We start from the raw sequence: 24,400 nt of genomic DNA on the forward strand, positions 1-24,400 counted from the left end.
AAACCAACTGTAGCGGAAGTTTGACCAGTACAGCTTGACCGACTGATTGATGAACTGTATCGCAACTGTATTGTTTATTTATTTTAAGCTCAAAGCTGTGATAAACCTATTTCTTATCCGTGGTGATTTTCATGAGCCGCAGCACCAGTCTTCCCATGCCCAGTACCGCCCCAGCATTGCTGATCTATCTCTACGCTTTTATCGGGGTTACCGTCTTTGCCTTCACCTTGCCCATGACACGGCTGGCGGTGCAAAGCTTTGACCCTTGGCTGGTCGGAATGGCACGAGCCAGTATCGCGGGGGTGTTTGCGGCCATCATCTTGCTGGCAACCCGCAGCCGTCGCCCCACTGCGTCGGAATGGCGCGGGATTGCCCTGTCCTGTACAGGTGTGATCGTAGGCTGGCCCGTGTTTTCCTCGATTGCCATGCAGACCGTGCCTTCCTCGCACGGGGCCGTATTGAGCGGGCTGATTCCTTTGGCCACCGCCATTGTTGCCTCCGCCCGCAGCGGTGAACCCTTGAGCCGCCGCTTCTGGATGCTGAGCCTGCTGGGTGCCGTACTGGTGCTGCTCTACGCTTTCTATATCGGTGAAGGCGCCCTGCAAACCGGCGATATCTGGTTGGCTCTGGCGGTATTCATGTCTGGCGTAGGCTATGCCGAAGGGGGGCGTGTTGCCCGTACCCTGGGTGGCTGGCGCACCATCTGCTGGTGCCTGGCAGCCAGCTTGCCGCTGACCATTCCTGCCACCCTGTGGCTGACTTTTCCCATGACAGAAATGCCCTCTTCCCAATCTGTCATGGCTCTGCTCTACCTGGCCCTGTTCTCTTCCTTGCTGGGTTTCTTCCCCTGGTACAAGGCCATGGCCATGGGTGGTGTGGCCCGTATTGGTCAGGTACAACTGGCCCAACCCTTCCTGACCGTGCTGATTTCGGCAGTATGGTTAAGCGAGCAAGTGGACTTGCTGACCTGGCTGTCCTGCATCGTCATCATCGCCATTATTGCCGCCAGCCGACGGGCCTGAAAACACAATGACAAGGCGGCTAAATACAGCAAGGGCATATTCACCTAACTAATACTTCGTTCCCAGCGAGGGCTCGCGCAAGCACACTGGCTCATCACTTCATGAACCATGTAAAGGCGATAGCGCGGCCCACGTGACTCCGTTTTGAGCAGGGCCGGTACTGGTATTGCCGCAAGGACATCTGATCATGCCCGCCCAAGCCCCTGCCGCGCTTGCCCTGAGCGCCCGGCCACTGATGCTGTGGAAACAGCTGCGCGACGATCTGCAATACATCGCGCGCGAACACACGGATGCCGTTCTGGCCAGTTCTCTGGCTGCGGAAGACATGGTGCTGTTTCACGCCATGTCCATCTACACCCCCGAGTTGCAAACTGTCACCCTGGATACTGGTCGTCTGCACGAAGAGACCTTGCAGCTGGGGCGGGACATCCAGCAGCACTACGAACGCCCCATCCTGTTTTTTCACCCGGATCCGGACCGGGTGCAGGAACACGTCAGCGCGCATGGCACACATGCTTTTTACGAAAGCGTGGAGCTGCGCAAAGAATGCTGCGCGATCCGTAAGGTGGAGCCACTGCGTCGTGCCTTGCAAGGCCGATCAGCCTGGATTACCGGTCAGCGCCGCGAACAAACAGCCAGCCGCACCGAACTGTCCAGCAAGGAATACGACAGCGTCTTTGGGCTGCAGAAATTCAATCCCTTGATCGAATGGACTCAGGACGATGTCTGGGCCGTGATCCGTGGCTTGAGCATCCCCTACAACCCGCTGCACGACCAGGGCTACCCCTCCATAGGTTGCGAGCCCTGTACGCGCGCCATTCGCCCCGGTGAGGACGTGCGCGCCGGGCGCTGGTGGTGGGAACAGCGCGACAGCCTGGAATGCGGCCTGCATGCCAGCAATCTGAATAGCAGTGTCAACACCTGAAGGAACCCCATGGGCGAACCACTCTCTACCCGTACTCATCTGGACTGGCTGGAAGCCGAGGCCATTTTTATTCTGCGTGAAATCGCGGCTGAAGCTGAAAAACCCGTGCTGCTGTTCTCCGGCGGCAAGGACTCCGCTGTGCTGCTGCAATTGGCCCAGAAAGCCTTTGCGCCCGGCCCGCTGCCGTTTCCCTTGATGCATGTGGACACCGGCCACAACTACCCGGAAGTGATCGAATTTCGGGATCGCCGCGCCGCCGAGCTGAACGCCGAACTGATTGTGCGCAGCGTGGAGGATTCCATCGCGCGCGGCACCGTGGTGCTGCGCAATGAAACCGCCAGCCGCAACGGTGCCCAAGCCGTCACCTTGCTGGAAGCGATTGCCGAGTTTGGCTTTGATGCCTGTTTCGGTGGCGCCCGCCGTGATGAAGAAAAAGCCCGCGCCAAAGAGCGCATCGTGTCTTTTCGCGACGAATTCGGCCAATGGGACCCCAAAGCGCAACGCCCCGAGCTGTGGCACTTGTTCAATACCCGTATTCACAAGGGCGAGAACCTGCGCGTCTTCCCGATTTCCAACTGGACCGAGCTGGACGTATGGCAATACATCCAGCGTGAAGCCATTGATCTGCCATCCATCTACTACACCCACTCGCGCGAAGTGGTGGAGCGTCAGGGGCTGATCGTACCCATCACGCCATTGACTCCCTTGCTGGATGGGGAAACCTCCGAATGGCGCGATGTGCGTTTCCGCACCGTAGGCGATATTTCCTGCACCTGCCCGGTGCTCTCTACTGCCGCGTCGGTGCAAGACATTATTGCTGAGACCGCCTTGGCCACCATTACCGAGCGTGGTGCGACCCGCATGGATGACCAGACGTCCGAAGCCTCCATGGAACACCGCAAGAAACAAGGATATTTCTAATGAACACAGTCAATGACGCCTGGCTGCAGGCTGCCGATCAAGGCGTGCTGCGTCTGATTACCGCTGGCTCCGTGGACGACGGAAAATCCACCTTGATTGGCCGCTTGCTGGTAGACAGCCAGGGCGTGTTTGCCGACCAGATTGCGGCCATCCAGCGCTCCAAATACAAGCGTGGCGAGGACGCCGAACCCGATCTGGCCCTGCTGACCGACGGCCTGGAAGCCGAGCGCGAACAAGGCATCACGATTGACGTGGCCTATCGCTACTTCGCGACCCCCAAACGCAAATTCATCGTGGCCGATACCCCCGGTCACGAGCAGTACACCCGCAACATGATTACGGGCGCCTCCACCGCCCAGGCCGCCATCATTCTGATTGATGCGCACCGCGCCAAGGACGGTGAACTGCTGACCCAGACCAAGCGCCACAGCACCGTTGCCAAGCTGCTGGGCCTACGCCATATCGTGGTGGCAGTGAACAAGATGGACCTGGTCGATTGGGACCAAGCCGTGTTCGACCGCATCCATGAAGCCTATCGCCAACTGGCTACCCAGCTGGGGATTGAACACTTTCATATCATTCCACTCTCGGCACTGAAGGGCGAGAACATCACCCAGGCTTCGCCACACACGCCTTGGTATCAAGGTTTGCCACTGCTGCCTTTGCTGGAATCGCTGGATCTGCGCGAGAACATTCAGCGCCCTGCCCGTTTGTTTGTGCAATGGGTGGCGCGTCATGGCGGCAGCCGTGCTGATGGCTTCCGTGGCTACGCCGGTCAGCTCAGTGGCGGCCGCATCCAGGTGGGCGATAGCGTTCAGGTATGGCCTAGCGGAAAAACGGCGGTGATCACACAGCTGTTTCGCGCGGGCACAGAACAAACTTCTGTCAGCGACGGGGACGCCGTGACTGTAGTGCTAGATCGTGAACTGGACATTTCACGGGGCGATTTGCTGACACTGGCCCATGAAGAAGTAAGCACCAGCAAACACTTTGATGCGCAGCTGTGCTGGCTGGACGAGCAGGCCTTGAACACCACCCGCTCTTACTGGTTAAAACAAGGCACACGCCTGACCCAAGCCAAGGTGCAAGCCGTTCATGCCTTGCGCGATGTACATAGCCTGCAAGAGCAGCAAGCCACTGGCAGCTTATCCCTGAATGATATTGGTCGTGTCAGTCTGGTCAGCCGTGACCCGCTGGTGCTGGACGATTATCAGGATCACTCCAGCACGGGCTCCTTTATCTTGATCGACCCCAGCACGAACCAGACCGTGGCTGCCGGTCTGGTTCAAAAAACCGCCTAAAAACGTGTAGCGGGCCTACTGTTTGGCACGCACCAAGGCGAGGGACTGTTCAGCAATGATCAGTTCCTCGTTGGTTGGAATCACCAATACACGCACGGCACTGCTGTCGGTAGAAATCACGGTTTCCCCTGCCTGATTACGAGCCGGATCAATCTCCACCCCCATCCACTCCAGGTGCTTGGCGATGCCTGCCCGAATAGACGGGCTGTGCTCGCCAATCCCCGCCGTGAAGACCAAGGCGTCCAGCCCCTTCAAGGCAACGCACAAACCCGCCAGATTCTCTGCCGTGTGATAGCAGAAGTACTGCACCGCCAGCTTGGCACGAGGATCATCGGAAGCTTCCAGCGCACGCATATCCGCTTGATCGCCGGACAAGCCTTTCAGGCCGGATTGGGTGTAGAGCACGGACTGGATCTCGTCGTGCTCCATGCCCTGCTCCAGCATCCACAGCACGACACCGGCATCCAGACGCCCCGGACGAGTCCCCATAGGCAAGCCGTCCAGCGCCGTAAAGCCCATAGTGGTGTGAACGCTGCGGCCTTCTTTCAAGGCGCAAGCCGATGCTCCGGAACCCAGATGGGCAACGACGACGCGCCCGTCAGCCAGTTCGGGAATTTCGCGACGCAGGTGCTGGGAAATATAGTGATAGGACAGGCCGTGGAAACCGTAGCGGCGCACGCCCTGTTCAAAGAACCGACCAGGCAAGGCAAAGTGCTGCAAATGCGGGGCATGTCCTTGATGGAAGGCCGTATCCAGACACGCTACCTGGAAGATCTCCGGGTAGTGCTCGAAGATCACGCGAACAGGAGCCAGATTGTTCTGCTGATGCAGTGGTGCCAAAGGTGACAGGCTGTCCAGATACTCCAGCACCTGCGGGGTCAAGGGAACGCTGCTGTCGTAGCGGGCGCCCCCGTGCACAATACGGTGGCCAACGGCAATAGGCCGACCATCCACATGCTCCAGCAGCCAGCGCGCCACCAAAGCCTGCGCTGTATGCAGGTCCCTGGCCTGCTCGCCATCCAGATCCTGCTTGACCATGGATTGGCCCTGGGCATCTTTAACTTTGAAGGCTGGCTGGCTACTGCCAATGCCCGAAACCTGACCGCCAAACTCAAAATCCAGATGGTCGCCCGGCTGGACCTTGTACATATGAAACTTCAGGCTGGAGCTGCCTGCGTTAATGACCAGAATCTGCTCGCTCATTAGTGCGCAGCCTCCACAGCAACTTTACGTTCCAGATAGCCCGCGTAAAGGCTGGCAACGGCGCAAGAGGCCATGCGGGTCTGGGCGCTATCGGCTCGGCTGGTCAGAATGATAGGCACACGAGCCCCCATCACGATACCGGCAGCCTGGGCGCCGGACAGGAAGGTCAGGTTTTTGGCCAGCATATTGCCGGCCTCCAGATCAGGGGCCACCAGAATCTGCGCCTTGCCCGCAACGGGCGACACAATTCCTTTGATGCGCGCCGCCTCGGGGCTGATAGCGTTATCCAGCGCCAAGGGGCCGTCCAGCACACCGCCCGTAATCTGGCCGCGATCAGCCATCTTGCACAAGGCCGCCGCTTCCAGCGTGGTCGGGATTTTTTCGGTCACTTGCTCGACCGCAGACAGGATGGCGACCAACGGTTTGCCCAAGCCCAGGCCGTGGTGCAGATCAATGGCGTTTTGCACAATATCCGCTTTGGTGCTCAGATCGGGGAAAATATTGATGGCACCGTCCGTCACAAACAAGGGCTCCGGATAGCTGGGCACATCCATGATGAAAACATGACTCAAACGGCGACCAGTCCGCAAACCTTTGCCCTGGGTGCACAGCACGGCCTGAATCAGTTCATCCGTATGCAGGCTGCCTTTCATCAGCAACTGGGCACGGCCGGCCAGCACTTCCTCTACGGCTCGCTCTGCCGAGGCATGGCTGTGGGGGGTATCAATCAAGGTGACCCCTTCCAGGCTTAAACCATGCTCTGCCGCTACGGAATGCAAACGGGCCTGCGGGCCAACCAGCACGATCTCGAACAGGCCTTGGGCCCGTGCCTGCAAGGCGGCTCCAAGGGACACATCATCGCAGGGATGAGCCACCACACAAATTCGACTGTGCTCTTTGCGAGCTTGCTCGATCAATCGGGAATAATGACTGGAAGGCCCAGTGCGATCCACGGCGGCCGTATCCGGGCCAGCAGGGTGATTCATGATAGAAGACTCCTTGGAGATGAACGAAGGCTAACCCAACACTAAACCATTTATCCAAGCGTGTGTCTTTGATTGCGAACAGGGAAACTTCAATATTTCGCCCTTTATTCTTTCCAGACCATGAAGAATGAAGCATAAAGATTAAATATTAAAAAAAATCCGGTTTAGCCAAATGCAAACCGGATTTTTATTTCCGTGGTGGCTTATTCGTCCCGAACCACCGCAATCTGAACGTATCCAGGATCAGCCACCCAGGTCTAATTAAAGGCCAAGATCACTCAAACCCGGATGCTCATCGGGGCGCCGCCCCAAGGGCCAACGGAACTTGCGTTCGGATTCTGTAATTGCCACATCATTAATGCTGGCATGGCGCACCGCCATATAGCCATGCTCGTCAAATTCCCAATTTTCATTTCCGTAACTGCGCCACCACTGACCGTACTCATCTTGCCATTCATAAGCAAAGCGCACGGCAATTCTATTTTCATGCCAGGCCCAGATTTCTTTAATCAAGCGGTATTCACGCTCTTTTTGCCATTTGCGTTCTAAAAAAGATTGAACCTGATCTCGCCCCTGCGGAAACTCGCTGCGATTGCGCCAGCGCGTATCCACGGTATATGCCTGCGAAACCTTGACCGGGTCACGACTATTCCAGGCATCCTCGGCGGCACGCACTTTCTGGCGGGCACTCTCCAGATCGAAAGGTGGCAAGGGAGGACGTGTATCCATAGTGATCTCCTAGAAAACAAGAGTGGACCGGACAGTCTAGCGGCAAAACGTAAGCAGTCTCTTACTGGCCGGTATCTGCCCAGGCTGCCCGTTCAAATCCTGCGACCAGAAAATCGATAAAAGCTTGCACACGAGCCGAGCGCGAGCGGCCCGGAGGCGTCAGCAGATGCAAGGTCAGGCTGGGCAAATCCCATTGCGGCAACACGATTTCCAACTGGCCTTGCTCGACCATATCGCCCAGCAGGAATTGAGGCAGCACGCTAAGCCCCAGGCCCTGAAGCAAGGGTGGGATCAAGGCCTGGGCATTGTTGACTTGCAAAGCGCAGGGCACGGTTTGGGAGTAATACTCCTGCCCTTGCTGAAAGCGCCAGACACTGCCGCGTCGCTCGTAGGCGTAGCGCAGGCTCATGTGCTGAGCCAGGTCGCTGGGGTGTGAGGGTCTGCCGTACTTGGCCAGGTAACTGGGGGCGGCAACCAGCCGCAGGCGCAAATTGCACAGACGGCGCACCAGAAGGCTGGAATCATCCATGGTCGAGATACGCAAGGCCATGTCGAAACCTTGTTCCACGATGTTGACCTGAGCGTCGTTAAAGTGCAGATCCAGCAGCACGGCCGGGTGCTTTTCCATGAAGGCGGGCAGCAAAGGGGCCAGATGCTCCAGCCCGAAGGACATGGGGGCAGCAATCTTGATACGTCCCTGCAGGCTTTCTTTCTGGTCGCGTGCCAGGGCTTCCGCGTTTTGTCCGGCAGCCAGAACGGCTTGGGCCTGTTCCAGGCTGGCCTGCCCGGTTTCTGTCAGGGACAGGCGTCGGGAGGTACGGTGGAACAGGGACACATGCAGCTGTTTTTCCAGCCGGGTGATTGCCTTGGAGACAGTAGGTTGTGACAGGCCCAGAACTTCGGCTGCCTGGGCAAAGGAGCCGGTTTCCGCCACAGTGGCAAAGATGGCCCAGGCCTGTAGATCCGGTAATGTTTTCATGTCGTTTTTGGAATGAATTCTATGCTATTGATTCTATTTTATTCAATCAGCAAGACGCCTAGAATTCTTTTTAGTATCCAATATTAAGGAGCGCATCATGATTGAACATCGGCCTTTTAATGAACTGGGCGGCGCCAACCACGGCTGGCTGGACGCCAAGCACCATTTTTCTTTTGCTAATTACTACGATCCCGCTCGCATGAGCTGGGGTGCCCTGCGTGTCTGGAATGACGACACGATTGCGTCCAACACCGGATTTCCACCTCACGATCATGCCGATATGGAGATCATTACGTATGTGCGTGAAGGGGCGATCAGCCACCAGGACAGTTTGGGCAATAAGGGTCGTACTGAAGCCGGTGATGTGCAGGTGATGAGTGCCGGCACGGGTATTCGCCATGCGGAGTACAACCTGGAAAGCGGGACGACACGGATCTTCCAGATCTGGATTCAGCCAGAGCGTCGTGGTTTGCCACCTGCCTGGGGTGCCAAGCCTTTCCCCAAGGATGAGCGTTCGGGGCAATTTGTGGCCCTGGCCAGTGGTTTTGAAGGTGACGCAGAGGCTTTGCCGATTCGTGCCCAGGCCCGTGTGCTGGGAGCGACCTTGAAGAAAGGTCAAAGCACGACTCTGTCTTTGCCTGCCGAGCATCTGGCTTATCTGGTGCCTGCCACAGGGCGGGTTTCGGTAAATGGTCTGGAGTTGAATGCCCGTGATGGGGCGGCGATTCGCAATGAAACGACGCTGGAAATTCAGGCGCTGGAGGATGCGGAGCTGGTGCTGGTTGAGACGGCGCAGTAATTGCGGAAGGGCTGTTTTGAAGATGGGGGGGGCCGTTTGAGCGCTCCCCCCGCTTCTTTTTGCTGTTCTGGTGCTCTGAAAATAAACGCAGGTAAGAGAAAATATATGTCTTTTTAAGGTCATATGTCAGCTCGGAAATTAAACAACCCAATAGAACGCTTGGGTTGCCTTGCCGTTTGCTGGCGTAATGTTGTTTGTTCAGTACTCCACCTTGGCAGAAAGACGCCACTTGGAGCCCTGCCTGGGTGTCCGGGCTGAGCACTTGCCGGTGCTGCGCACCGGTGCCCTTGTCAGGAGATAGCTACGGGCGCACCCTGAACTCCCGGGGTGGTTCGTCCCCCGGACGAACCACAAGCGCCCCGGTCAAACAACAGGGCGCTTGCATCCCTACGCTATCTCCTGACCGCGGCAAGTCCTCCGAATCGCCCCGACACCCAGGCAGGGCTCCAAGTGGCTGGCATCATGAGCAATTTAAGGGCGAAACGTAACTGTGATGCCGCCCTATGAGCTAATTGATGATGGATTCAGGGGTATTTTTCGTGGCTCAATTTCCTGCCATGAAAAATACAGTTGGAGGTGGGCTGTCTCAACTGTCTGTTTTCGGTGTGGTTTTGAAAAGTATTCCTGATTTTTTGTTTAGCTTAGGTAAACAATCCTTCCCCTTGTCTGTCCTTCTCATTCTGCGCAGCCTTCCCTTAACGGAAACCGGCTCATAAAGCAGATCAAAACTTCTTCTTTTCTCTGATTAAACTGTTTGTTCTCAATCGATAAGCGTCTGCCCTGCAACAATATCGTTACAATTGTTGTAACGCCAGTTTTCAACTCTTCTTAATGCACGCGAACACACCGTGTCCTCTCCCAACCAGTATTTCGTTCTGATCGTCCCTGCCTGCGCGGCATTGCTGGGCATCGCGATGATTTACTGCTGGAGCCGTCTACGCGATCACCGTTACCTGCTCTGGATTGCCTCGGGGTATATCTCCACGGCTATTCCTATGGGGATCCATAGCCTGATGCCCAATGAGCAACTCGCCCGCTGGACTCTGCCCTTGTCGGCTATGTATTTATATGGTGTCTGGGCTTTGTCTCATGGGGTCGCTTTACGTTTTGGCGGACGTGCTCATCCCAGATTGGCTGGAGCAATCGTCCTCGTCACGCTGGGGCTGCTTTTTTATTTTTCCCAGATTGATGATGATCTCTGGCTGCGTTTACAAATTCTGAACTGGGGCCTGGCCTTTTTGGTTGCTTTGCCCATCAAGTCGATCTTGTCCGGCAGGTCACGCACGATTCCTTTAGCAACGCTGTTGCGGGCCTCTTACCTGACAGCCTTGCTTTATGCCTTTGTTCGTGTATTTGCGCTGGCCACACTGATCCCTCGCGAGATGCAGCCAGAGCTGACCCGCTCCGGTTTTTGGCTCTTGATGCTGGCGACCAATATGTTCATCAGCATTTGGGTCGCGCTGGCTATTTTGACCAGTACAGCCATGTCGATTGTGCAGACGCTGGATCATGAGCGCAGCCGGGACCCTTTGACCCGTTTGTTGAACCGTCGTGCTTTTTTCGAGCAGGTCAAAAAACGGCTGGAGCTGTATGGACATAGCGGCTGGGCGGTCATGACCTGCGATCTGGACCACTTCAAGATGGTCAATGACACCTGGGGCCATGTGGCGGGCGATCGGGCCTTGAAGGAGTTCGGGGCCTTACTGGCTCGCACGGTTCGCCAGGACGATTTGGCAGCCCGCTTTGGGGGCGAGGAGTTTGTCTTGCTGATACGCAGCACCAGCTTGCATACCGCCGTGCTGGTTGCCGAGCGTTTGCGCAGCAGTGTGATGAATCTGCATATCCCGGCCACGGCGCATACGCTGACGGCCAGTTTCGGTGTGGTTCAGCTAAACAGCAATGGCGACATCAACCAGGCCATTGAGCAAGCTGACCGGCTTTTGTACGAAGCCAAGCATGCTGGCCGCAACAAGGTCGTTTGGAAGGCGTCCTGAGTTATTCCTCCTGCTTGCTGATACCCTTACAGTCTCTTTTTTCAAGACAGCCCCGTTAGAGGCTGATTGATAGGACTATCACAGCAAAAGCCGGGGGCGTTCACGCCTCCCCAGGAGACTCCATGTCACTTACCGAACTTAGCGCCAGCGAACTGCTGGCAGGTCTGGAAAAAAACCAGTTCAGCGCCCGAGAGATTGCCGACGAGCTGCTCAAACACTCACAAGAAATGGCCCATTTGGGCGGTCTGGCACATTTGGATTCAGAGCTGTTTTACCAGCAGGCCGATCAGTCTGACGCACGCCGCGCCCGTGGCGAAGCCTCGGCGCTGGACGGTGTGCCTTTGGTGATGAAAGACAACCTGAACACCACGGACATGCCCACCACGTCCAGCACCGGCGCCCTGCAAGGTCGCGTGCCGCTGAAAGATGCAGATGTAGTCGCACAATTGCGCAAGGCCGGTGCCGTGCTGCCCGCCAAGTCCGTGATGCACGAACTGGCTTTTGGGATTACGACCAATAACGCCACTACGGGCCCCAGTCGCAACCCTTATGATCCAAGTCGTATTCCCGGCGGCTCTTCCGGTGGCACTGCAACGGTTGTGGCAGCTCGTCAGTTTCCAGCTGGCTTGGGCACGGATACGGGCGCTTCGGTGCGTTTACCTGCCGCGCTTTGCGGCCTGTACGGTTTCCGTCCTACAGTGGGCCGTTATTCAGGCCAGGGCATTGTGCCCTTGTCCCCTACCCGCGATACAGCAGGCCCCATGACTCGCAGTCTAGCTGACATCAGCTTGCTGGACAGCCTGCTCTGCCAGAAGGCCCCCACTGTGATTGCCACTCCTTCCTTGAAGGAGCTGCGTCTGGGCGTACCCCGTGACAGCTTCTGGAAGGATATGGATGCCGGTGTGGCCGACGTGACCCTGGCGTTTCTGGATGATTTGCAAAAAGCCGGTGTCACGCTGGTCGATATAGACCTGTCTCCGGTTCTGAAGATCAATGCCCGCGTCGGCATGCCGATTGTGCTGTATGAAACCTTGCAGAACCTGCCTTTGTACCTGGCCGAAAACAAGTACGACATTAGCTTGGACGAGTTGATTGCTGGCATTCACAGCCCCGATGTGAAAGAGATTTTCGACGCCATTACGGGCGACTACACCATCAGCCAGGAAGCCTACGAAGAAGCGCTGAATGTAGACCGCCCCCTGATGCAACAGGCCTATGCAGACCTGCTGCGCCAGTCCAATGTCAGTGGCTTGATCTTCCCGACCAGCCCGCTGACCGCCTGCCCGATTGGCGATGATGAAACCACCATGATGAACGGCAAGGCAGTACCTACCTTCAACACTTACATCTCTCGTACCGACTTGGGTTCGAACCTGGGCGCACCGGGCATCTCACTGCCTATCGGTCTGTCAGGTGGTCTGCCAGTGGGGATGCTGATTGAAGCGGGTATCGGTGCAGATGATCAGCTGCTGGCTCTGTGCCGTGCGATTGATCCTTTGCTGCCAACGACACCGGCACCGGATTTGGGCAAACGGGCTTAAATGACGTAAAGACGGATTAAGCAATCTGCAGGCTACTGCACCAGGCTGAATAACTCGCCACATCCAAATGCCATCAGCCCAACAAGAAACAGGCCGAATTCCTAGGGAAATCGGCCTGTTTTTTTGATGAGGCTCCTCACGAAGGCGTCATGCGCCCGGGTCCGTATTACCGCCAAACCGCCGACGCCACATCTGCACCAACCAGCCGTGATGCTCACACAGTGCAGACTGACGAGCCTTGAAAACTAAACTCACTACTGTTTTTTAACACAGCATAAAATGGCGTACTGAAACTCCCGCCTGCACGGCAACACCCCAACTTCACGGCCAGCACACACCATGAATACACAGATTCTTTTATTGCGCGGCCTCATGCCCACCGGCAAGAACAAGGTCTTGATGGCACCACTACGCGCAGCCCTGGAAGCAGCGGGTCTGAAAGAGGTCCGGACTTATATACAAAGCGGCAATGTGATTGTGTCCACAGAGCTGGAACAGCCGGAGTTGGAGCAACTGGTTCACCACACTATCAAGAACAAGCTGGGCGGAGATATTCAGGTTATCGCCCGAACACCGACTTATTTCATGCGGGTGATGGCGAACAATCCTTTCAAGGACGAAAGCCCCAGCCAGCTATATTTCACCCTGCTGCGCTCCCCAGCAGATAGCGTCTTGCTGCATGCCTTCCACGCCCTGGAGCACGCACCGGATCAGGTCCGCGTCATTGATGACATCGCCTATATTGTGTGCGCAACCCGGTATCGAGACCTGAAAGCCAACAATAATTTCATCGAGAGAAAGCTCAAGGTCGTTGCGACGACACGCAACTTCAACACCATGAGCAAGCTGATCGCCTTGAGTACGGGTAATGAAATAGTGATGAACCCCTCAAGCTAAGGCCCGTCGAGCCAGCGCCGCAACGGCCAACTCTTTATTGGCCTCGGTGCGCAATCCATCCTCCAGAAACCAGGCAGCTGACAAGGCCGCATGCGCCATGACCCATCTGAGCAAGCGTTGACGCTCCAGCCCTGCAACCTCGATGACTACCGACAACTGCCGTGCAAAGCGCGCTGGATCGGTGCTCGTTTTAAGATCAGGGTTGCACAGCACATTTACATAGTCGTAATAGCGCTCACCAGTGACGCGCTTGGGATCTATTGCCAGCCATCCACGCTGATCGAAATCAAGAATGTTGCTATGGTGCGCATCCCCGTGCAGAACGACCTGATCACGCTGATCTCGCAGCAGCTCATTGGCCACTAGTGCGCATTCGGCCATCAAACCGCCCTCTTGCTGCGCCATCGGTGCCAGCGATTCAAAAAAATCGCTCAGGGGGCGCAAATTGTCAGGTGGGGCCGAAGGTCGGTTTGAATGCAATTGCTCAAGGGCACGGCAGATACAGGTCGTCGCTGCATCATCTTCCCCTTCTAAAGCCATGCGCAATAGATCCCTGGAGCCCGTTGCACGCTCCATCAGCAACGCTCCAGAGTCTGGGTCCAGCGCATATACATGCGCCGCGCCATCACCAGCCCACCATTGCAGCACTTGGCCACCGATGCGCTCATCAAGATCTCGTGTGATTTTGATCATCGCCGGCTGCCCCTCCAACTTCCCGGTCAGCCGCACGGGCATCAGATCGCTGGTCGCCGTGCTGAAAGGCTTGCCAGCGGCCTGCGCCCCCCAGCGTTGGAGAAAGACATTGAATAGGTTGAAGTTGGACATTGCGCTGGTTTTCGTGGAAATCTCTTTAGGCAAAAGAAAGCCTGGCGTTCGATCATGCCCGACCGCTCATGATCGAAAGCGCCCAGCTTAACTGAGCTTGCCTTATTAATGTGAGTCCAAGTCCAGACACGCACCAGAATCCGGCGTTTCCCTCCCCCCTACTTCACGCCCCAGGACAAATATGTAACAGCCTGACCCTGGTGCTCTTGAAATTAGAAAAGTCGTCCCTATAATTAGCACTCGAAGGGGTTGAGTGCTAAAACGCCTCGCCCCCACAATCGGACCAACAACTAAAGTCATCTTTAAACAGGAGTTTCTCCATGGCACTGCGTCCTTTGAACGATCGTGTGATCGTCAAGCGTCTGGACAACGAACGCACCACCGCTTCCGGTATCGTTATCCCCGAGAGCGCGACTGAAAAGCCCGATCAAGGCGAAATCCTGGCCGTTGGCCCCGGTAAGAAAACCGAGGACGGCAAGGTTCTGGCGCTGGATCTGAAGGTCGGCGACAAAGTTCTGTTTGGCAAATACTCCGGCCAGGCCGTCAAGATCGACGGCGAAGAGCTGCTGGTGATCCGCGAAGAAGAAATCTTCGCCGTGATCGAATAAGTACCGCCAACGAAAATTCAATAGGATTCAAACCATGACCGCAAAACAAGTTTACTTCGGCGACGACGCACGTACCCGCATCGTGCGCGGCGTCAACGTTCTGGCCAACGCTGTTAAGACCACCATGGGCCCCAAAGGCCGTAACGTTGTTCTGGACCGCTCTTTCGGCGCTCCTACCGTTACTAAAGACGGTGTGTCCGTTGCCAAAGAAATCGAACTGAAAGACAAGTTCGAGAACATCGGTGCTCAACTGGTTAAAGAAGTTGCTTCCAAAACTTCCGACAACGCCGGTGACGGTACCACTACCGCTACTGTTCTGGCTCAAGCCATCGTTGAAGAAGGCCTGAAGTTTGTTGCCGCTGGCATCAACCCAATGGACCTGAAGCGCGGTATCGACAAGGCCGTTGGCGTTGTGGTTGATGAACTGCGTCAACTGTCCCGTCCTTGCACCACCAGCAAAGAAATTGCTCAGGTCGGTTCCATTTCCGCCAACAGCGACCACTCCATTGGTGAGATCATCGCCAATGCCATGGACAAAGTGGGCAAAGAAGGCGTGATTACCGTTGAAGACGGCAAATCCCTGGAAAACGAACTGGACGTGGTCGAAGGTATGCAGTTTGACCGCGGCTACCTGTCCCCTTACTTCATCAACAACGCTGACAAGCAAGTTGCTGTTCTGGACGATCCGTTTGTTCTGATTTTCGACAAGAAAATCTCCAACATCCGTGACCTGCTGCCCGTACTGGAGCAAGTTGCCAAGACCAGCCGTCCTTTGCTGATCGTTGCTGAAGACGTGGAAGGCGAAGCCCTGGCTACTCTGGTTGTGAACAACATCCGTGGCATTCTGAAGACTACCGCCGTTAAAGCTCCTGGCTTTGGCGATCGTCGCAAAGCCATGCTGGAAGACATCGCTATCCTGACTGGCGGTACCGTGATCTCCGAAGAAACCGGTATGTCCCTGGAAAAAGCGACTCTGGACGACCTGGGTCAGGCCAAGCGCATTGAAGTGGCCAAAGAAAACACCACGATCATCGACGGCGCTGGCAACGGCACCGACATCGAAGCTCGCGTGAAACAAATCCGCGTTCAGATCGACGAGTCCACTTCCGACTACGACCGTGAAAAACTGCAAGAGCGCGTGGCCAAGCTGGCTGGCGGTGTTGCCGTGATTCGCGTTGGTGCTGCCACCGAAGTCGAAATGAAAGAGAAGAAAGCCCGCGTTGAAGACGCCCTGCACGCTACTCGCGCAGCCGTCGAAGAAGGTATCGTTCCTGGCGGTGGCGTTGCTCTGATTCGTGCCCGCGCAGCTGTTGCCCAACTGAAAGGCGACAACACCGACCAAGACGCCGGTATCAAGCTGATCCTGCGTGCTATCGAAGCTCCTTTGCGCACCATCGTTTCCAACGCCGGCGAAGAAGCCAGCGTGGTTGTTAACCAAGTGGCCAGCGGCACCGGCACCTATGGTTACAACGCTGCTACTGGCGAATACGGTGACCTGGTCGAGCAAGGCGTTCTGGACCCAACCAAGGTGACTCGCACTGCCCTGCAAAACGCAGCTTCGATCGCCAGCCTGTTGCTGACCACCGAAGTGGCCGTGACCGAAATCGTGGAAGACAAACCTGCTCCAGCCATGCCTGACATGGGTGGCATGGGCGGCATGGGTGGTATGGGCGGCTTCTAAGCCACTTATCAGCACCCCGATCCGGGCGGAAATTGATCACTTCTGCCCTGATCGCCACGCTTTTAGTACAAAAACCGGATGGATTTTTCCATCCGGTTTTTTTTCGCCCAAGCAAACCCCTATAATCAGGGCACTTCAATCTGCAGCGTCCTTCATGTCAGACTCTCCATTCAAAAGCAAAGGCGGTGTTGGTCGCCTGTTCAATGCCCTGCGCTACTCCAGCCAGGGCCTGGCCGCTGCTCTGCGCCATGAGGCTGCCTTTCGCCAGGAACTGGCGCTGGCTGTCATCCTGACGCCACTGGCATTCTGGCTGGGGCAAACCCCGGCGGAGATTCTGGTCCTGCTGGGCACACTGGTTTTTGTGCTGGTGGTGGAGCTGCTGAACTCGGCCCTGGAGGCCCTGGCCGACACGATTACCCTGGAGCACCACCCCTTGATCGGGCGGGCCAAGGATCTGGCCAGTGCTGCCGTGCTGCTGTCCCTTATTTTTGCTGGTGCCGTCTGGCTCAGCTTTTTGTATAGCCGTTTACTTTCCTGATTCCCATGACATTCATAGAAAAACTGAACCGTGCCTGGACGGACAACCAATCCATGCTGATGGTGGGTCTGGACCCAGACCCTGCCCGCCTGCCTTTGGAGCTGGCCAGCAAACCCGGCGCGATTTATGAGTTCTGCAAAGCGATTGTGGACGTCACCGCCGACTACACCTGTGGCATCAAGCCACAGATTGCCTACTTTGCCGCTCAGGGTGCCGAGGATCAGTTGCAAGACCTGTGCGACTACATTCGCAGCCGCTACCCTCACCTGCCCATCGTTCTGGATGCCAAGCGTGGGGACGTGGGTTCGACAGCCGAGCAGTACGCACGCGAAGCCTTTGAGCGCTACCGCGCAGACGCCGTCACCGTCAGCCCCTACATGGGCTTTGACTCGGTAGAGCCGTACCTGGAGCACAAGGACAAGGGCGTGATCGTGCTGTGCCGCACCTCCAACCCTGGTGGCTCGGACCTGCAATTCATGGAGATGGCCGACGGTACCCCGTTGTACCTGCACGTAGCCAGCCTGGTGGCAGAGAAATGGAATACAAACGGCCAATGTGCTTTGGTGGTGGGCGCAACCTTCCCCGAGGAAATTGGCAAGGTACGTGCCCGTATTGGCGATATGCCTTTGCTGGTGCCCGGCATTGGCGCACAAGGTGGCGATGTGGTCGCCACCGTTGCTGCTGGTATGGACTCGCAAGGTAACGGCATGATGATCAACTCTTCGCGTGCCATTCTGTACGCCAGCCGAGGCGATGACTGGCGTGATGCGGCACAAGCTGCAGCGATTGCTACACGCAATGCGATTAATGATGCGCGAAACAAGCAGCGCTAATTGACTGCCCTTCCCCGGTTTGAAAACAGACCGGGGATACAGAGTCCAAGCTTGTAGCGACAGCGGCAGCGACAGCGACAGCGACAGCAATTAGTGTAGATACAAGAAAGCCCCACTCACTTGGATTCAAACCAAAGTGAGTGGGGCTTCTTATTTATTAAGCTATGACCGATAGGACCCGCTCAGGCTCAGTTGAGCCTTAAGCGTGGGAGCAGCTTCCCCCCTACTGAGTCACGAGGCCTAGGCCAGGGTCTGACCTGTATTTCAGGTAGCAGGGGCGGTGTCAATCAGACACTACTTCTGCCACAAGTCCAAACGCTAAACTAGGCCTGCGCCTCGACTCTGACACTGGTTCAAATTCTGGTTTGGCTTTGGCTTTTAACCCTAGTCAAGCCTGGTTCCGGTTGCGCCACTGCTTCAGCTCCGGGTTATCCGCTCCCAGCAAACTCTCCAGCGCCTGCTCGGTATGCTCGCCCAATTGTGGCGGAGCCATACGGTAGGACACCGGACTGTCAGAGAAGCGCATGGGGCTGGCCGTCATGCTGACCTTGCCGGCCTGGCTGTGGTCCAGCTCGATACGCATATTCCGGGCCTGAACCTGCGGGTGCGAGAACACGCCGTGCAGATCATTGATAGGTCCAGCTGGCACACCGATCTTATCCAGTGCTTCCAGCCAGTAAGCGCTAGGATGCTGTTGCATCGCGGCACTCAGGATCTGCTCCAGCTCATCCCTGTGCTTGACCCGCTGACTGTTAATGTTGAAACGCGAATCCTCAACAATTTCCGGGTGTCCAATTGCTTCGCAATAAGCCGCGAACTGACGGTTATTGCCGATAGCCACAATGATGTGGCCATCGGCCGTCGGGAACACCTGATAGGGCACCAGATTCTGATGGGCATTACCGGCTCGCTTCGGTGCCTGCCCACTGACCAGATAATTCATGTTCTGGTTCGCCAGCATGGCTACCTGACAGTCCAGCAAGGCAATGTCGATATGCTGCCCCAAACCACTGCGTGAGCGTTCAAACAAGGCGGCCAGAATGCTGCTGGTGGCATACATGCCCGTCATCAAGTCCGCGACGGCAACCCCCGCTTTCTGGGGACCACCGCCGGGCTTGTCATCACGCTCGCCCGTCAAGCTCATCATGCCGCCCATGGCCTGGATCATGAAGTCATAACCCGGACGCTCGGCATAAGGGCCTGTCTGGCCAAAGCCGGTAATCGAGCAATAAATCAGGCGAGGGTTAATCTCTTTCAAGCTGGCGTAGTCCAGGCCGTATTTAGCCAGCCCCCCCACCTTGAAGTTCTCCACCAGAATGTCGCATTCCCGTGCCATGGCACGCACCACATCCGCCCCTTCCTGGCTGGCAATATCCAGGCTGATCGACTGCTTGTTACGGTTGGCCGACAAGTAATAGGCCGCTTCCGCCGTATCTTCCTTTTCAGGTGTCTGCAAAAAGGGCGGGCCCCAGGCGCGGGTATCATCGCCGGTTTCGGGTCGCTCTATCTTGTAGACATTGGCCCCCAGGTCGGCCAGGTTCTGTGTGCACCATGGGCCAGCCAGAATGCGTGTCAGATCCAGAACCCGGATACCATCCAAAGGGGCAGGACGCGTCGCCTGCGAGGCGTGCTGATCGCTCACGTTACAGTGCTCCATTCAAAAACAATTAGTCCAGCGTGATATTGGCTTGCTTGATCAGGCTGCCCAATTTCTCGTCTTCCTGACGCAGGAACTCGGCGTACTCGGCAGGGGTGGAGGAAATGATGTCCACGCCCTGACGACGGAAGGTTTCAACAAACTCGCTGTTCTCGCTGACGGTTTTCATGGCCTGGCTCAGGCGATCAATAATTTCAGTAGGCGTGCCGCTGCTGACGTGGAAACCAAACCAGGCTGTCACGTTATAGCCCTGGTTCAGGCCCAACTCTGCAAAGGTTGGAACCTCTGGCAACAAGGAGGAACGCTCCGGACCGGACACAGCCAGGGGACGCACAGTATTGGCGTTGATGTGCGTAATTGCGGTGCCCATGCTGTCGAACATGAAGGAGATGTGGCCACCCAGCAGATCAGTCATGGCAGGTGCGCTGCCACGGTAAGGAGCGTGGATGACGTCGATATTGGCCATCGTGGTAAAGGCGGCGGCCGACAGGTGCGAGGACGAACCATTACCAAAGGAAGCGTAAGTCAGATCATCGGGCTTGGCGCGAGCATGGCTGATCAACTCTTCGCCCGTATTGAACGGGCTTTGCTTGGCGTTCACCACCAGCACGTTCTGCCCTTCCGCCACCAGAGAAACAGCAGCCAGATCCTGCGCCGGATCGTAAGGCAGTTTCTTGTAAAGGTGGTTGTTCACCACGGCCTGACCAACCGCGGCCAGCAAGACGGTATAGCCATCGGGGGCAGATTTCGCGACGAAGTCCGTAGCGATAATGCCGCTGGCGCCGGGCTTGTTTTCCACAATGATGATCTGGCCCAGATCCTTGGACAGTTGCTGCGCGACACCTCGGGCAATCACGTCAGTCACACCGCCCGGCGTAAAGGGCACAACCAGACGGATAGGCTTGTCCGGATACGCGGCTTGCGCGCCCAAGGAACAAAACAACAAACCCATTCCGGCCAGCAGAGGAGCCACTTTACGGGCTAGAATTTTTTTCATGAATCACTCCAAACTTATTTTGTCCGATAATCGAACTTGATTATTAAATTGCTAAGTCTTGTTTTTTTTACAATTTATCATCGATAATTCTTGTTAATCCCATCGAGTTCGCTAATCGAACAAAACTAGACCTTGCCACTTACTGAGCAATGACGACGAATAAAGAGACAAGCCCTACCGCCAGCAGCTACAAAGGCGATCCGGACTACATGCAATCGCTAGCCCGTGGTTTGCAGGTGATTACGGCTTTTTCAGACAGAAGGCGGCCATTGCGGGCCGCAGAAATTGCCCTGAAAACGGGTCTGGCACGGGCGGTGGTGCAGCGCTGCCTCTACACGCTGCAAGCCCTGGGCTATGCAGAGCAGGAAGGTCCGTTCTGGAAGCTGCGTCCGGCGATTTTGCAGCTGGGCCATGCCTACTTTTCTTCGACCTCCATTGTCAGTCTGGCCCAGCCCATACTGGACGACCTGAGTGACCGCGTCGGTGAAACCTGTGCACTGGCCTTGCTGGATGGAGACGAAATTCTGTATCTGGCACGCGCCCAACGACAGCGTGTACTGACTGTGTCTTTGGGCCTGGGTAGCCGCCTGCCTGCTCACTGCACCTCTATCGGGCGAATGATGCTGTCGCAGTTGCCGCAAAGCAGGCTGGATGCCTACCTGGAGCTGGCTCCCTTCAAGATCATGACGCAATACACCGCCCATACTCGCGAGGCTTTGCTGCGCGAATTGAAGGAGGTACAGGCAAAGGATTATTCCTTGATCAAGGAAGAACTGGAACTGGGTCTAACGGCAATTGGCGTACCCGTGCGCAGTGCCAGCGGGCGCGTTGTGGCCGGGATGAGCATCAGCATCAAGGACTGGCAGGATACGGAAGAGAAACTGATCCAGCGCTGCCTGCCCGAACTACGTTCGAGCGCCAGGCAGCTGGGTTTGATGTTGCCGGCCTGAGCAATCAGGCGGGATTGAGCATGGTCAGCGCACTGGCCAAGGCGTATTCCACGGCCTGCTGACGGATTTGGGCCCGGTCTCCATCAAAGATACGAGCAGAGGCGCGGGTCACAATGCCATCACCCCGGCGCTGTGCAAAACCGAAGCACACCAGGCCAACCGGCTTGCCCGCCGTGGCTCCATCCGGACCGGCAATGCCGGTCGTGGAAATAGCCAGTTCCGCATCTGCAGTGGCTTCCAGCGCACCCGCCGCCATTTCCATGGCGGTTTCCTCGCTGACCGCGCCAAAACGATCCAGGGTGTCCTGGTTCACGCCCAGTTCCTGAACCTTGGCCTTATTGCTGTAAGTGACCAGACCGCGCTCGAACCAGGCGCTGGAGCCGGGCAGGTCCGTCAGGGCAGCAGCCAGCAGGCCACCGGTACATGACTCGGCGCAGGCCACCATCCAGCCGCGATCTTTAAGGGCTCGCCCCAGGGCCAGGGCGGCATTGCCGTGCTCGTAATCGCTCATGAGAAAACTCCAAAACGTACCAAGACAGCCATCAGCAACAAGGTATAGCCTGCCGCCAGGAGATCGTCCCACATAACGCCAAAACCATTATGCAGACGACGATCAAAATAGCGGATTGGCGGTGGTTTGAGAATATCAAAGAAACGAAATAAAACGAATGCGATGCCCTGTGCAAGCCAGGTCTGCGGAATCAGCCACAGCACCAGCCAAAAGGCGACCATCTCATCCCAATTCATGCCGCTGTGATCGGACACGCCCAGGTCGTAGCCCGTGCGGTGGCAAGCCCAGCAGCCAATGAAAAAGGTAAGTGGCAAGAAAATGGCCATTTGCGTGTCGGTCAGCACATGCAGACCCAAGACCCACAAGACCCAAGCCAGCACCGTGCCCCAGGTACCCGGCCCCGGACGCAATACGCCGGTACCGCCGCCAAAGGCAATCAGGCGCCAAGGCTTTTTCACCACCCAATCCAGGGTAGGACGTTGAATGGGATTCAAGGAAGGATCAGGAAATGTGCTCATGACACAGACTCAGCCACCAAAATGATCGAAACCGCCCTGGGCAGGGGCAGGATGCAGACCCTGTTGATCACGCACGTACACCCCGCTACCAGCGTGCATGGAGCCAATACGGCTAAGCTGCACGCCTTCGCGCTGGGCCAGCGCCATGATGGACTCCCGTTGTTGGGGAGCCCCCGTAAAACACAATTGAAAAACGTCACCACCAACCAGAACCGCTTCGCGTTGCAGCTCGGCAGGCAAACCCTTTAAGGAAAGATCCAGCGGCAAGGCGTCCCAATCCAGATGGGCGGCACATTGGCTGGCTTTGGCGATATGACCCAGGTCTTGAACCAGGCCATCAGACACATCAATGGCAGCATGAGCCAAACCTGCCAGGGCATGGCCCAGGCGGTAAGGCGGCCAGGGTTGTTCCAAGGCTGGTCGGCTGGCAGCCAGACGATCCGGGTCCGCAGCCAGTCGACCTTGCAAGAGGCGCAAGGCAATGTCTGCCGCCCCCAACGTCCCCGTCAACCAGATGTCGTCACCAGCTTGAGCCGCACTGCGTTGCAAGGCCTGTCCCACCGGGACTTCACCCAGCACCGTAATGCTGATGACCACCCCTTGCTTGCTGCGCGTGGTATCGCCACCGATCAAGGGGCATTGCGCCTGATCGGCCAGTTCAAACAAACCTTTGGAGAATGCGGCCAGCCACTCGGGCCGGACTTCGGGCATGGACAAAGCCAGGAGGCAGGCTCGTGGCTTGGCTCCCATGGCGCCCAGGTCCGACAGGTTCACGGCCAGCGCCTTGTGCCCCAAGAGAAAGGGGTCCACATCGGGAAAGAAATGTTGCCCTTCGATCAATAGATCCACGCTGCTGGCCAGTTGCCAGCCGGGTGTTGGAGTAAAAAGGGCGCAGTCGTCGCCCACTCCCAAATAGCCTTCGGGAGCGGGACGATTGAAATACTGCTGGATAAGACCGAACTCGTTCAGCACGGCACGCCCCGTTTTAGCGGCGGGCCTGCTTGGCAACTTCAGGTGCGCGTACGTCGGCGGCCAGTTTGTCCAGCACGCCGTTCACGAATTTGAAACCGTCGGTACCGCCAAAGGACTTGGCCAGTTCAACGGCTTCGTTAATGGCAACACGGTAAGGCACTTCAACGTGATGCACCAGTTCGTAGCTGCCAATCAGCAAGATGCCGTGTTCGATGGGAGAGAGCTCTTCCAAAGGACGATCCACATACGGCAAAAAGCGTTCGCGCAGCACAGGGGCTTCGCGCATGACGCCGAACAGCAAGGTTTTGAACCAGGCTGCGTCGGCTTCGCCAAACTCCTCGTCGCCCCGGATATGGGCGTCGATGGAGGTGGCTTCCTGCAGGCCATCAGCACCTCGCAACAGCCAGGAGTAGATGCCCTGCAGGGCAAATTCGCGCGAGCGGCGGCGCGCGGATCGTCCGTTGGCCTTGCTGGCCAGGACTTTATTTGTCGTCGTCAAGATCTTCGTCCTCGTAATCTTCGTCCTCATCGTCGTCCAGCTCGGGTTCGAGGACGGCGATAAGATTGCCCAGCTCGACCGCTGTACGGGCGCAATCGCGACCTTTTTCAGCAGCACGAATCTCGGCTTGTTCATCTGTGTTGGTGGTCAGTACACCGTTGGCAACAGGAATACCGGTTGCCAGGGAGACTTGAGTAATGGCCGAAGCGCTTTCATTGCTGACCACTTCAAAGTGGTAGGTGTCACCGCGGATAACAGCACCCAGAGCGATCAGGGCATCAAATTCGCCGGTTTCAGCCATCTGGCCCAGGGTGATGCCCAGTTCCAGCGCGCCGGGGACGGACAGAACGGTCACGTCGCGCTCGTCTACACCCAAAGCTTCCAGCTCTTTCAAGCAGGCTTCCAACTCGGTCAGACCGATGGATTCATTAAAACGCGCACGCACAATACCAATGTGCAGACCTTCCCCATTCAGGTCAGGGGTAACAATGTAAGGATTCATGTTGGAAGCTCC

The 24,400-nt window shown here is 56.8% G+C and carries 26 protein-coding genes; 14 read left to right on the plus strand and 12 right to left on the minus strand.

Annotation, left to right across the window (positions count from 1 at the left end):
* Positions 1–131 precede the first annotated feature (131 nt).
* The 4 genes from D0C27_RS14635 (at position 132) to D0C27_RS14650 (ending at position 4,169) form a co-directional block, all read left to right on the plus strand.
* Positions 132–1,022, plus strand: coding sequence for a DMT family transporter (locus tag D0C27_RS14635; protein WP_026485485.1), 891 nt, complete (start codon positions 132–134; stop codon positions 1,020–1,022).
* 187 nt (positions 1,023–1,209) lie between these two features.
* Positions 1,210–1,947 carry a phosphoadenylyl-sulfate reductase gene (locus D0C27_RS14640; RefSeq protein WP_035273336.1) on the plus strand — a complete coding sequence of 246 codons (738 nt, stop codon included), beginning with the start codon at positions 1,210–1,212 and terminating at the stop codon, positions 1,945–1,947.
* 9 nt (positions 1,948–1,956) lie between these two features.
* A complete protein-coding gene (gene cysD / locus D0C27_RS14645) occupies positions 1,957–2,868 on the plus strand; it encodes a sulfate adenylyltransferase subunit CysD (RefSeq protein WP_009454833.1) in 912 nt (303 codons plus the stop codon).
* Positions 2,868–4,169, plus strand: coding sequence for a sulfate adenylyltransferase subunit 1 (locus tag D0C27_RS14650; protein ID WP_060186614.1), 1,302 nt, complete (start codon positions 2,868–2,870; stop codon positions 4,167–4,169). Before cysD ends, D0C27_RS14650 begins: the two co-directional genes overlap by 1 nt.
* A 15-nt stretch (positions 4,170–4,184) precedes the next feature.
* Here D0C27_RS14650 and D0C27_RS14655 read toward each other — a convergent pair whose 3' ends face one another.
* The 4 genes from D0C27_RS14655 to D0C27_RS14670 form a co-directional block, all read right to left on the minus strand.
* Positions 4,185–5,372: an acetate/propionate family kinase gene (locus D0C27_RS14655; RefSeq protein WP_137431228.1), complete on the minus strand. Its 1,188-nt coding sequence runs from the start codon at positions 5,370–5,372 to the stop codon at positions 4,185–4,187.
* Positions 5,372–6,358 (minus strand): phosphate acetyltransferase, encoded by a 987-nt coding sequence (locus D0C27_RS14660; protein WP_009454816.1) that lies wholly within the window; start codon positions 6,356–6,358, stop codon positions 5,372–5,374. The genes D0C27_RS14655 and D0C27_RS14660 overlap by 1 nt, the downstream gene beginning before the upstream one ends.
* Positions 6,359–6,619: 261 nt before the next feature.
* Positions 6,620–7,087: a DUF1348 family protein gene (locus tag D0C27_RS14665; RefSeq protein WP_060186612.1), complete on the minus strand. Its 468-nt coding sequence runs from the start codon at positions 7,085–7,087 to the stop codon at positions 6,620–6,622.
* A gap of 61 nt (positions 7,088–7,148) precedes the next feature.
* A complete protein-coding gene (locus D0C27_RS14670) occupies positions 7,149–8,066 on the minus strand; it encodes a LysR family transcriptional regulator (protein ID WP_088452283.1) in 918 nt (305 codons plus the stop codon).
* Positions 8,067–8,163: 97 nt separating this feature from the next.
* Between D0C27_RS14670 and D0C27_RS14675 the strand changes: the two genes are divergently transcribed.
* From D0C27_RS14675 to D0C27_RS14695, 5 genes are all read left to right on the plus strand, one after another.
* Positions 8,164–8,865: a pirin family protein gene (locus tag D0C27_RS14675; RefSeq protein ID WP_086061432.1), complete on the plus strand. Its 702-nt coding sequence runs from the start codon at positions 8,164–8,166 to the stop codon at positions 8,863–8,865.
* Between the two features lie 515 nt (positions 8,866–9,380).
* Entirely contained in the window at positions 9,381–9,581 is a 201-nt protein-coding gene (locus tag D0C27_RS14680; RefSeq protein ID WP_009454811.1) for a hypothetical protein, read from the plus strand.
* Between the two features lie 132 nt (positions 9,582–9,713).
* Positions 9,714–10,859 (plus strand): GGDEF domain-containing protein, encoded by a 1,146-nt coding sequence (locus tag D0C27_RS14685; protein WP_137431229.1) that lies wholly within the window; start codon positions 9,714–9,716, stop codon positions 10,857–10,859.
* Between the two features lie 122 nt (positions 10,860–10,981).
* A complete protein-coding gene (gene iaaH, locus D0C27_RS14690) occupies positions 10,982–12,400 on the plus strand; it encodes an indoleacetamide hydrolase (RefSeq protein ID WP_137431230.1) in 1,419 nt (472 codons plus the stop codon).
* 339 nt (positions 12,401–12,739) lie between these two features.
* Positions 12,740–13,297, plus strand: coding sequence for a DUF1697 domain-containing protein (locus D0C27_RS14695; RefSeq protein ID WP_137431231.1), 558 nt, complete (start codon positions 12,740–12,742; stop codon positions 13,295–13,297).
* On the opposite strand, the gene D0C27_RS14700 is transcribed toward D0C27_RS14695, so the two are convergent.
* On the minus strand, positions 13,289–14,122 hold the full coding sequence (locus D0C27_RS14700; protein WP_035273360.1) for an aminoglycoside phosphotransferase family protein: 834 nt from the start codon (positions 14,120–14,122) through the stop codon (positions 13,289–13,291). The two genes, D0C27_RS14695 and D0C27_RS14700, sit on opposite strands and share 9 nt — an antisense overlap.
* Positions 14,123–14,442: 320 nt before the next feature.
* Here D0C27_RS14700 and D0C27_RS14705 point away from each other — a divergent pair, with 320 nt between their 5' ends.
* The 4 genes from D0C27_RS14705 to pyrF all read left to right on the plus strand — a co-directional run bounded on the left by D0C27_RS14705 (position 14,443) and on the right by pyrF (position 17,782).
* Positions 14,443–14,730 (plus strand): co-chaperone GroES, encoded by a 288-nt coding sequence (locus D0C27_RS14705; RefSeq protein ID WP_009454802.1) that lies wholly within the window; start codon positions 14,443–14,445, stop codon positions 14,728–14,730.
* A 34-nt stretch (positions 14,731–14,764) separates the two neighbouring features.
* A complete protein-coding gene (gene groL / locus D0C27_RS14710; RefSeq protein WP_026485468.1) occupies positions 14,765–16,411 on the plus strand; it encodes a chaperonin GroEL in 1,647 nt (548 codons plus the stop codon).
* Between the two features lie 154 nt (positions 16,412–16,565).
* Positions 16,566–16,949 carry a diacylglycerol kinase gene (locus D0C27_RS14715; RefSeq protein ID WP_009454798.1) on the plus strand — a complete coding sequence of 128 codons (384 nt, stop codon included), beginning with the start codon at positions 16,566–16,568 and terminating at the stop codon, positions 16,947–16,949.
* Positions 16,950–16,954: 5 nt separating this feature from the next.
* A complete protein-coding gene (gene pyrF, locus D0C27_RS14720; RefSeq protein WP_026485466.1) occupies positions 16,955–17,782 on the plus strand; it encodes an orotidine-5'-phosphate decarboxylase in 828 nt (275 codons plus the stop codon).
* A 388-nt stretch (positions 17,783–18,170) separates the two neighbouring features.
* On the opposite strand, the gene D0C27_RS14725 is transcribed toward pyrF, so the two are convergent.
* Positions 18,171–19,424: a CaiB/BaiF CoA transferase family protein gene (locus tag D0C27_RS14725; RefSeq protein WP_239054599.1), complete on the minus strand. Its 1,254-nt coding sequence runs from the start codon at positions 19,422–19,424 to the stop codon at positions 18,171–18,173.
* A gap of 25 nt (positions 19,425–19,449) precedes the next feature.
* On the minus strand, positions 19,450–20,436 hold the full coding sequence (locus D0C27_RS14730) for a Bug family tripartite tricarboxylate transporter substrate binding protein (RefSeq protein WP_009454792.1): 987 nt from the start codon (positions 20,434–20,436) through the stop codon (positions 19,450–19,452).
* A gap of 149 nt (positions 20,437–20,585) precedes the next feature.
* Between D0C27_RS14730 and D0C27_RS14735 the strand changes: the two genes are divergently transcribed.
* Positions 20,586–21,386: an IclR family transcriptional regulator domain-containing protein gene (locus tag D0C27_RS14735; protein WP_137431232.1), complete on the plus strand. Its 801-nt coding sequence runs from the start codon at positions 20,586–20,588 to the stop codon at positions 21,384–21,386.
* Positions 21,387–21,390: 4 nt separating this feature from the next.
* Here the strand turns inward: D0C27_RS14735 and D0C27_RS14740 are convergent, their stop codons facing one another.
* From D0C27_RS14740 to ribH, 5 genes are read right to left on the minus strand one after another with little or no spacing between them, the layout of a single operon-like run.
* Positions 21,391–21,897, minus strand: coding sequence for a CinA family protein (locus D0C27_RS14740; RefSeq protein WP_026485462.1), 507 nt, complete (start codon positions 21,895–21,897; stop codon positions 21,391–21,393).
* Positions 21,894–22,415: a phosphatidylglycerophosphatase A family protein gene (locus D0C27_RS14745; RefSeq protein ID WP_009454786.1), complete on the minus strand. Its 522-nt coding sequence runs from the start codon at positions 22,413–22,415 to the stop codon at positions 21,894–21,896. The genes D0C27_RS14740 and D0C27_RS14745 overlap by 4 nt, the downstream gene beginning before the upstream one ends.
* A gap of 9 nt (positions 22,416–22,424) precedes the next feature.
* The gene (thiL, locus tag D0C27_RS14750) at positions 22,425–23,387 is read right to left on the minus strand and encodes a thiamine-phosphate kinase (protein ID WP_035273371.1); all 963 of its coding nucleotides are present in this window, start codon (positions 23,385–23,387) and stop codon (positions 22,425–22,427) included.
* A gap of 13 nt (positions 23,388–23,400) precedes the next feature.
* Positions 23,401–23,886 carry a transcription antitermination factor NusB gene (gene nusB, locus D0C27_RS14755; RefSeq protein WP_431188460.1) on the minus strand — a complete coding sequence of 162 codons (486 nt, stop codon included), beginning with the start codon at positions 23,884–23,886 and terminating at the stop codon, positions 23,401–23,403.
* Positions 23,870–24,388, minus strand: a complete 519-nt coding sequence (gene ribH, locus D0C27_RS14760; RefSeq protein WP_009454781.1) for a 6,7-dimethyl-8-ribityllumazine synthase — start codon at positions 24,386–24,388, stop codon at positions 23,870–23,872. The genes nusB and ribH overlap by 17 nt, the downstream gene beginning before the upstream one ends.
* Positions 24,389–24,400 lie beyond the last annotated feature (12 nt).

The organism is Alcaligenes faecalis (genome assembly GCF_005311025.1).
Lineage (GTDB): Bacteria > Pseudomonadota > Gammaproteobacteria > Burkholderiales > Burkholderiaceae_B > Alcaligenes > Alcaligenes phenolicus.

Excerpts from the sequence above, each read along its gene's own strand:
- D0C27_RS14745 (WP_009454786.1), bottom strand. The coding sequence starts at position 22,415 with ATGAGCACATTTCCTGATCCTTCCTTGAATCCCATTCAACGTCCTACC.
- D0C27_RS14740 (WP_026485462.1), bottom strand. The coding sequence starts at position 21,897 with ATGAGCGATTACGAGCACGGCAATGCCGCCCTGGCCCTGGGGCGAGCC.
- D0C27_RS14695 (WP_137431231.1), top strand. The coding sequence starts at position 12,740 with ATGAATACACAGATTCTTTTATTGCGCGGCCTCATGCCCACCGGCAAG.
- D0C27_RS14675 (WP_086061432.1), top strand. The coding sequence starts at position 8,164 with ATGATTGAACATCGGCCTTTTAATGAACTGGGCGGCGCCAACCACGGC.
- D0C27_RS14665 (WP_060186612.1), bottom strand. The coding sequence starts at position 7,087 with ATGGATACACGTCCTCCCTTGCCACCTTTCGATCTGGAGAGTGCCCGC.
- D0C27_RS14735 (WP_137431232.1), top strand. The coding sequence starts at position 20,586 with ATGACGACGAATAAAGAGACAAGCCCTACCGCCAGCAGCTACAAAGGC.
- D0C27_RS14640 (WP_035273336.1), top strand. The coding sequence starts at position 1,210 with ATGCCCGCCCAAGCCCCTGCCGCGCTTGCCCTGAGCGCCCGGCCACTG.
- pyrF (WP_026485466.1), top strand. The coding sequence starts at position 16,955 with ATGACATTCATAGAAAAACTGAACCGTGCCTGGACGGACAACCAATCC.
- cysD (WP_009454833.1), top strand. The coding sequence starts at position 1,957 with ATGGGCGAACCACTCTCTACCCGTACTCATCTGGACTGGCTGGAAGCC.
- D0C27_RS14705 (WP_009454802.1), top strand. The coding sequence starts at position 14,443 with ATGGCACTGCGTCCTTTGAACGATCGTGTGATCGTCAAGCGTCTGGAC.
- D0C27_RS14700 (WP_035273360.1), bottom strand. The coding sequence starts at position 14,122 with ATGTCCAACTTCAACCTATTCAATGTCTTTCTCCAACGCTGGGGGGCG.
- D0C27_RS14680 (WP_009454811.1), top strand. The coding sequence starts at position 9,381 with ATGATGGATTCAGGGGTATTTTTCGTGGCTCAATTTCCTGCCATGAAA.
- D0C27_RS14650 (WP_060186614.1), top strand. The coding sequence starts at position 2,868 with ATGAACACAGTCAATGACGCCTGGCTGCAGGCTGCCGATCAAGGCGTG.
- D0C27_RS14660 (WP_009454816.1), bottom strand. The coding sequence starts at position 6,358 with ATGAATCACCCTGCTGGCCCGGATACGGCCGCCGTGGATCGCACTGGG.
- D0C27_RS14730 (WP_009454792.1), bottom strand. The coding sequence starts at position 20,436 with ATGAAAAAAATTCTAGCCCGTAAAGTGGCTCCTCTGCTGGCCGGAATG.
- iaaH (WP_137431230.1), top strand. The coding sequence starts at position 10,982 with ATGTCACTTACCGAACTTAGCGCCAGCGAACTGCTGGCAGGTCTGGAA.
- D0C27_RS14670 (WP_088452283.1), bottom strand. The coding sequence starts at position 8,066 with ATGAAAACATTACCGGATCTACAGGCCTGGGCCATCTTTGCCACTGTG.
- groL (WP_026485468.1), top strand. The coding sequence starts at position 14,765 with ATGACCGCAAAACAAGTTTACTTCGGCGACGACGCACGTACCCGCATC.
- D0C27_RS14715 (WP_009454798.1), top strand. The coding sequence starts at position 16,566 with ATGTCAGACTCTCCATTCAAAAGCAAAGGCGGTGTTGGTCGCCTGTTC.
- D0C27_RS14635 (WP_026485485.1), top strand. The coding sequence starts at position 132 with ATGAGCCGCAGCACCAGTCTTCCCATGCCCAGTACCGCCCCAGCATTG.
- D0C27_RS14655 (WP_137431228.1), bottom strand. The coding sequence starts at position 5,372 with ATGAGCGAGCAGATTCTGGTCATTAACGCAGGCAGCTCCAGCCTGAAG.
- ribH (WP_009454781.1), bottom strand. The coding sequence starts at position 24,388 with ATGAATCCTTACATTGTTACCCCTGACCTGAATGGGGAAGGTCTGCAC.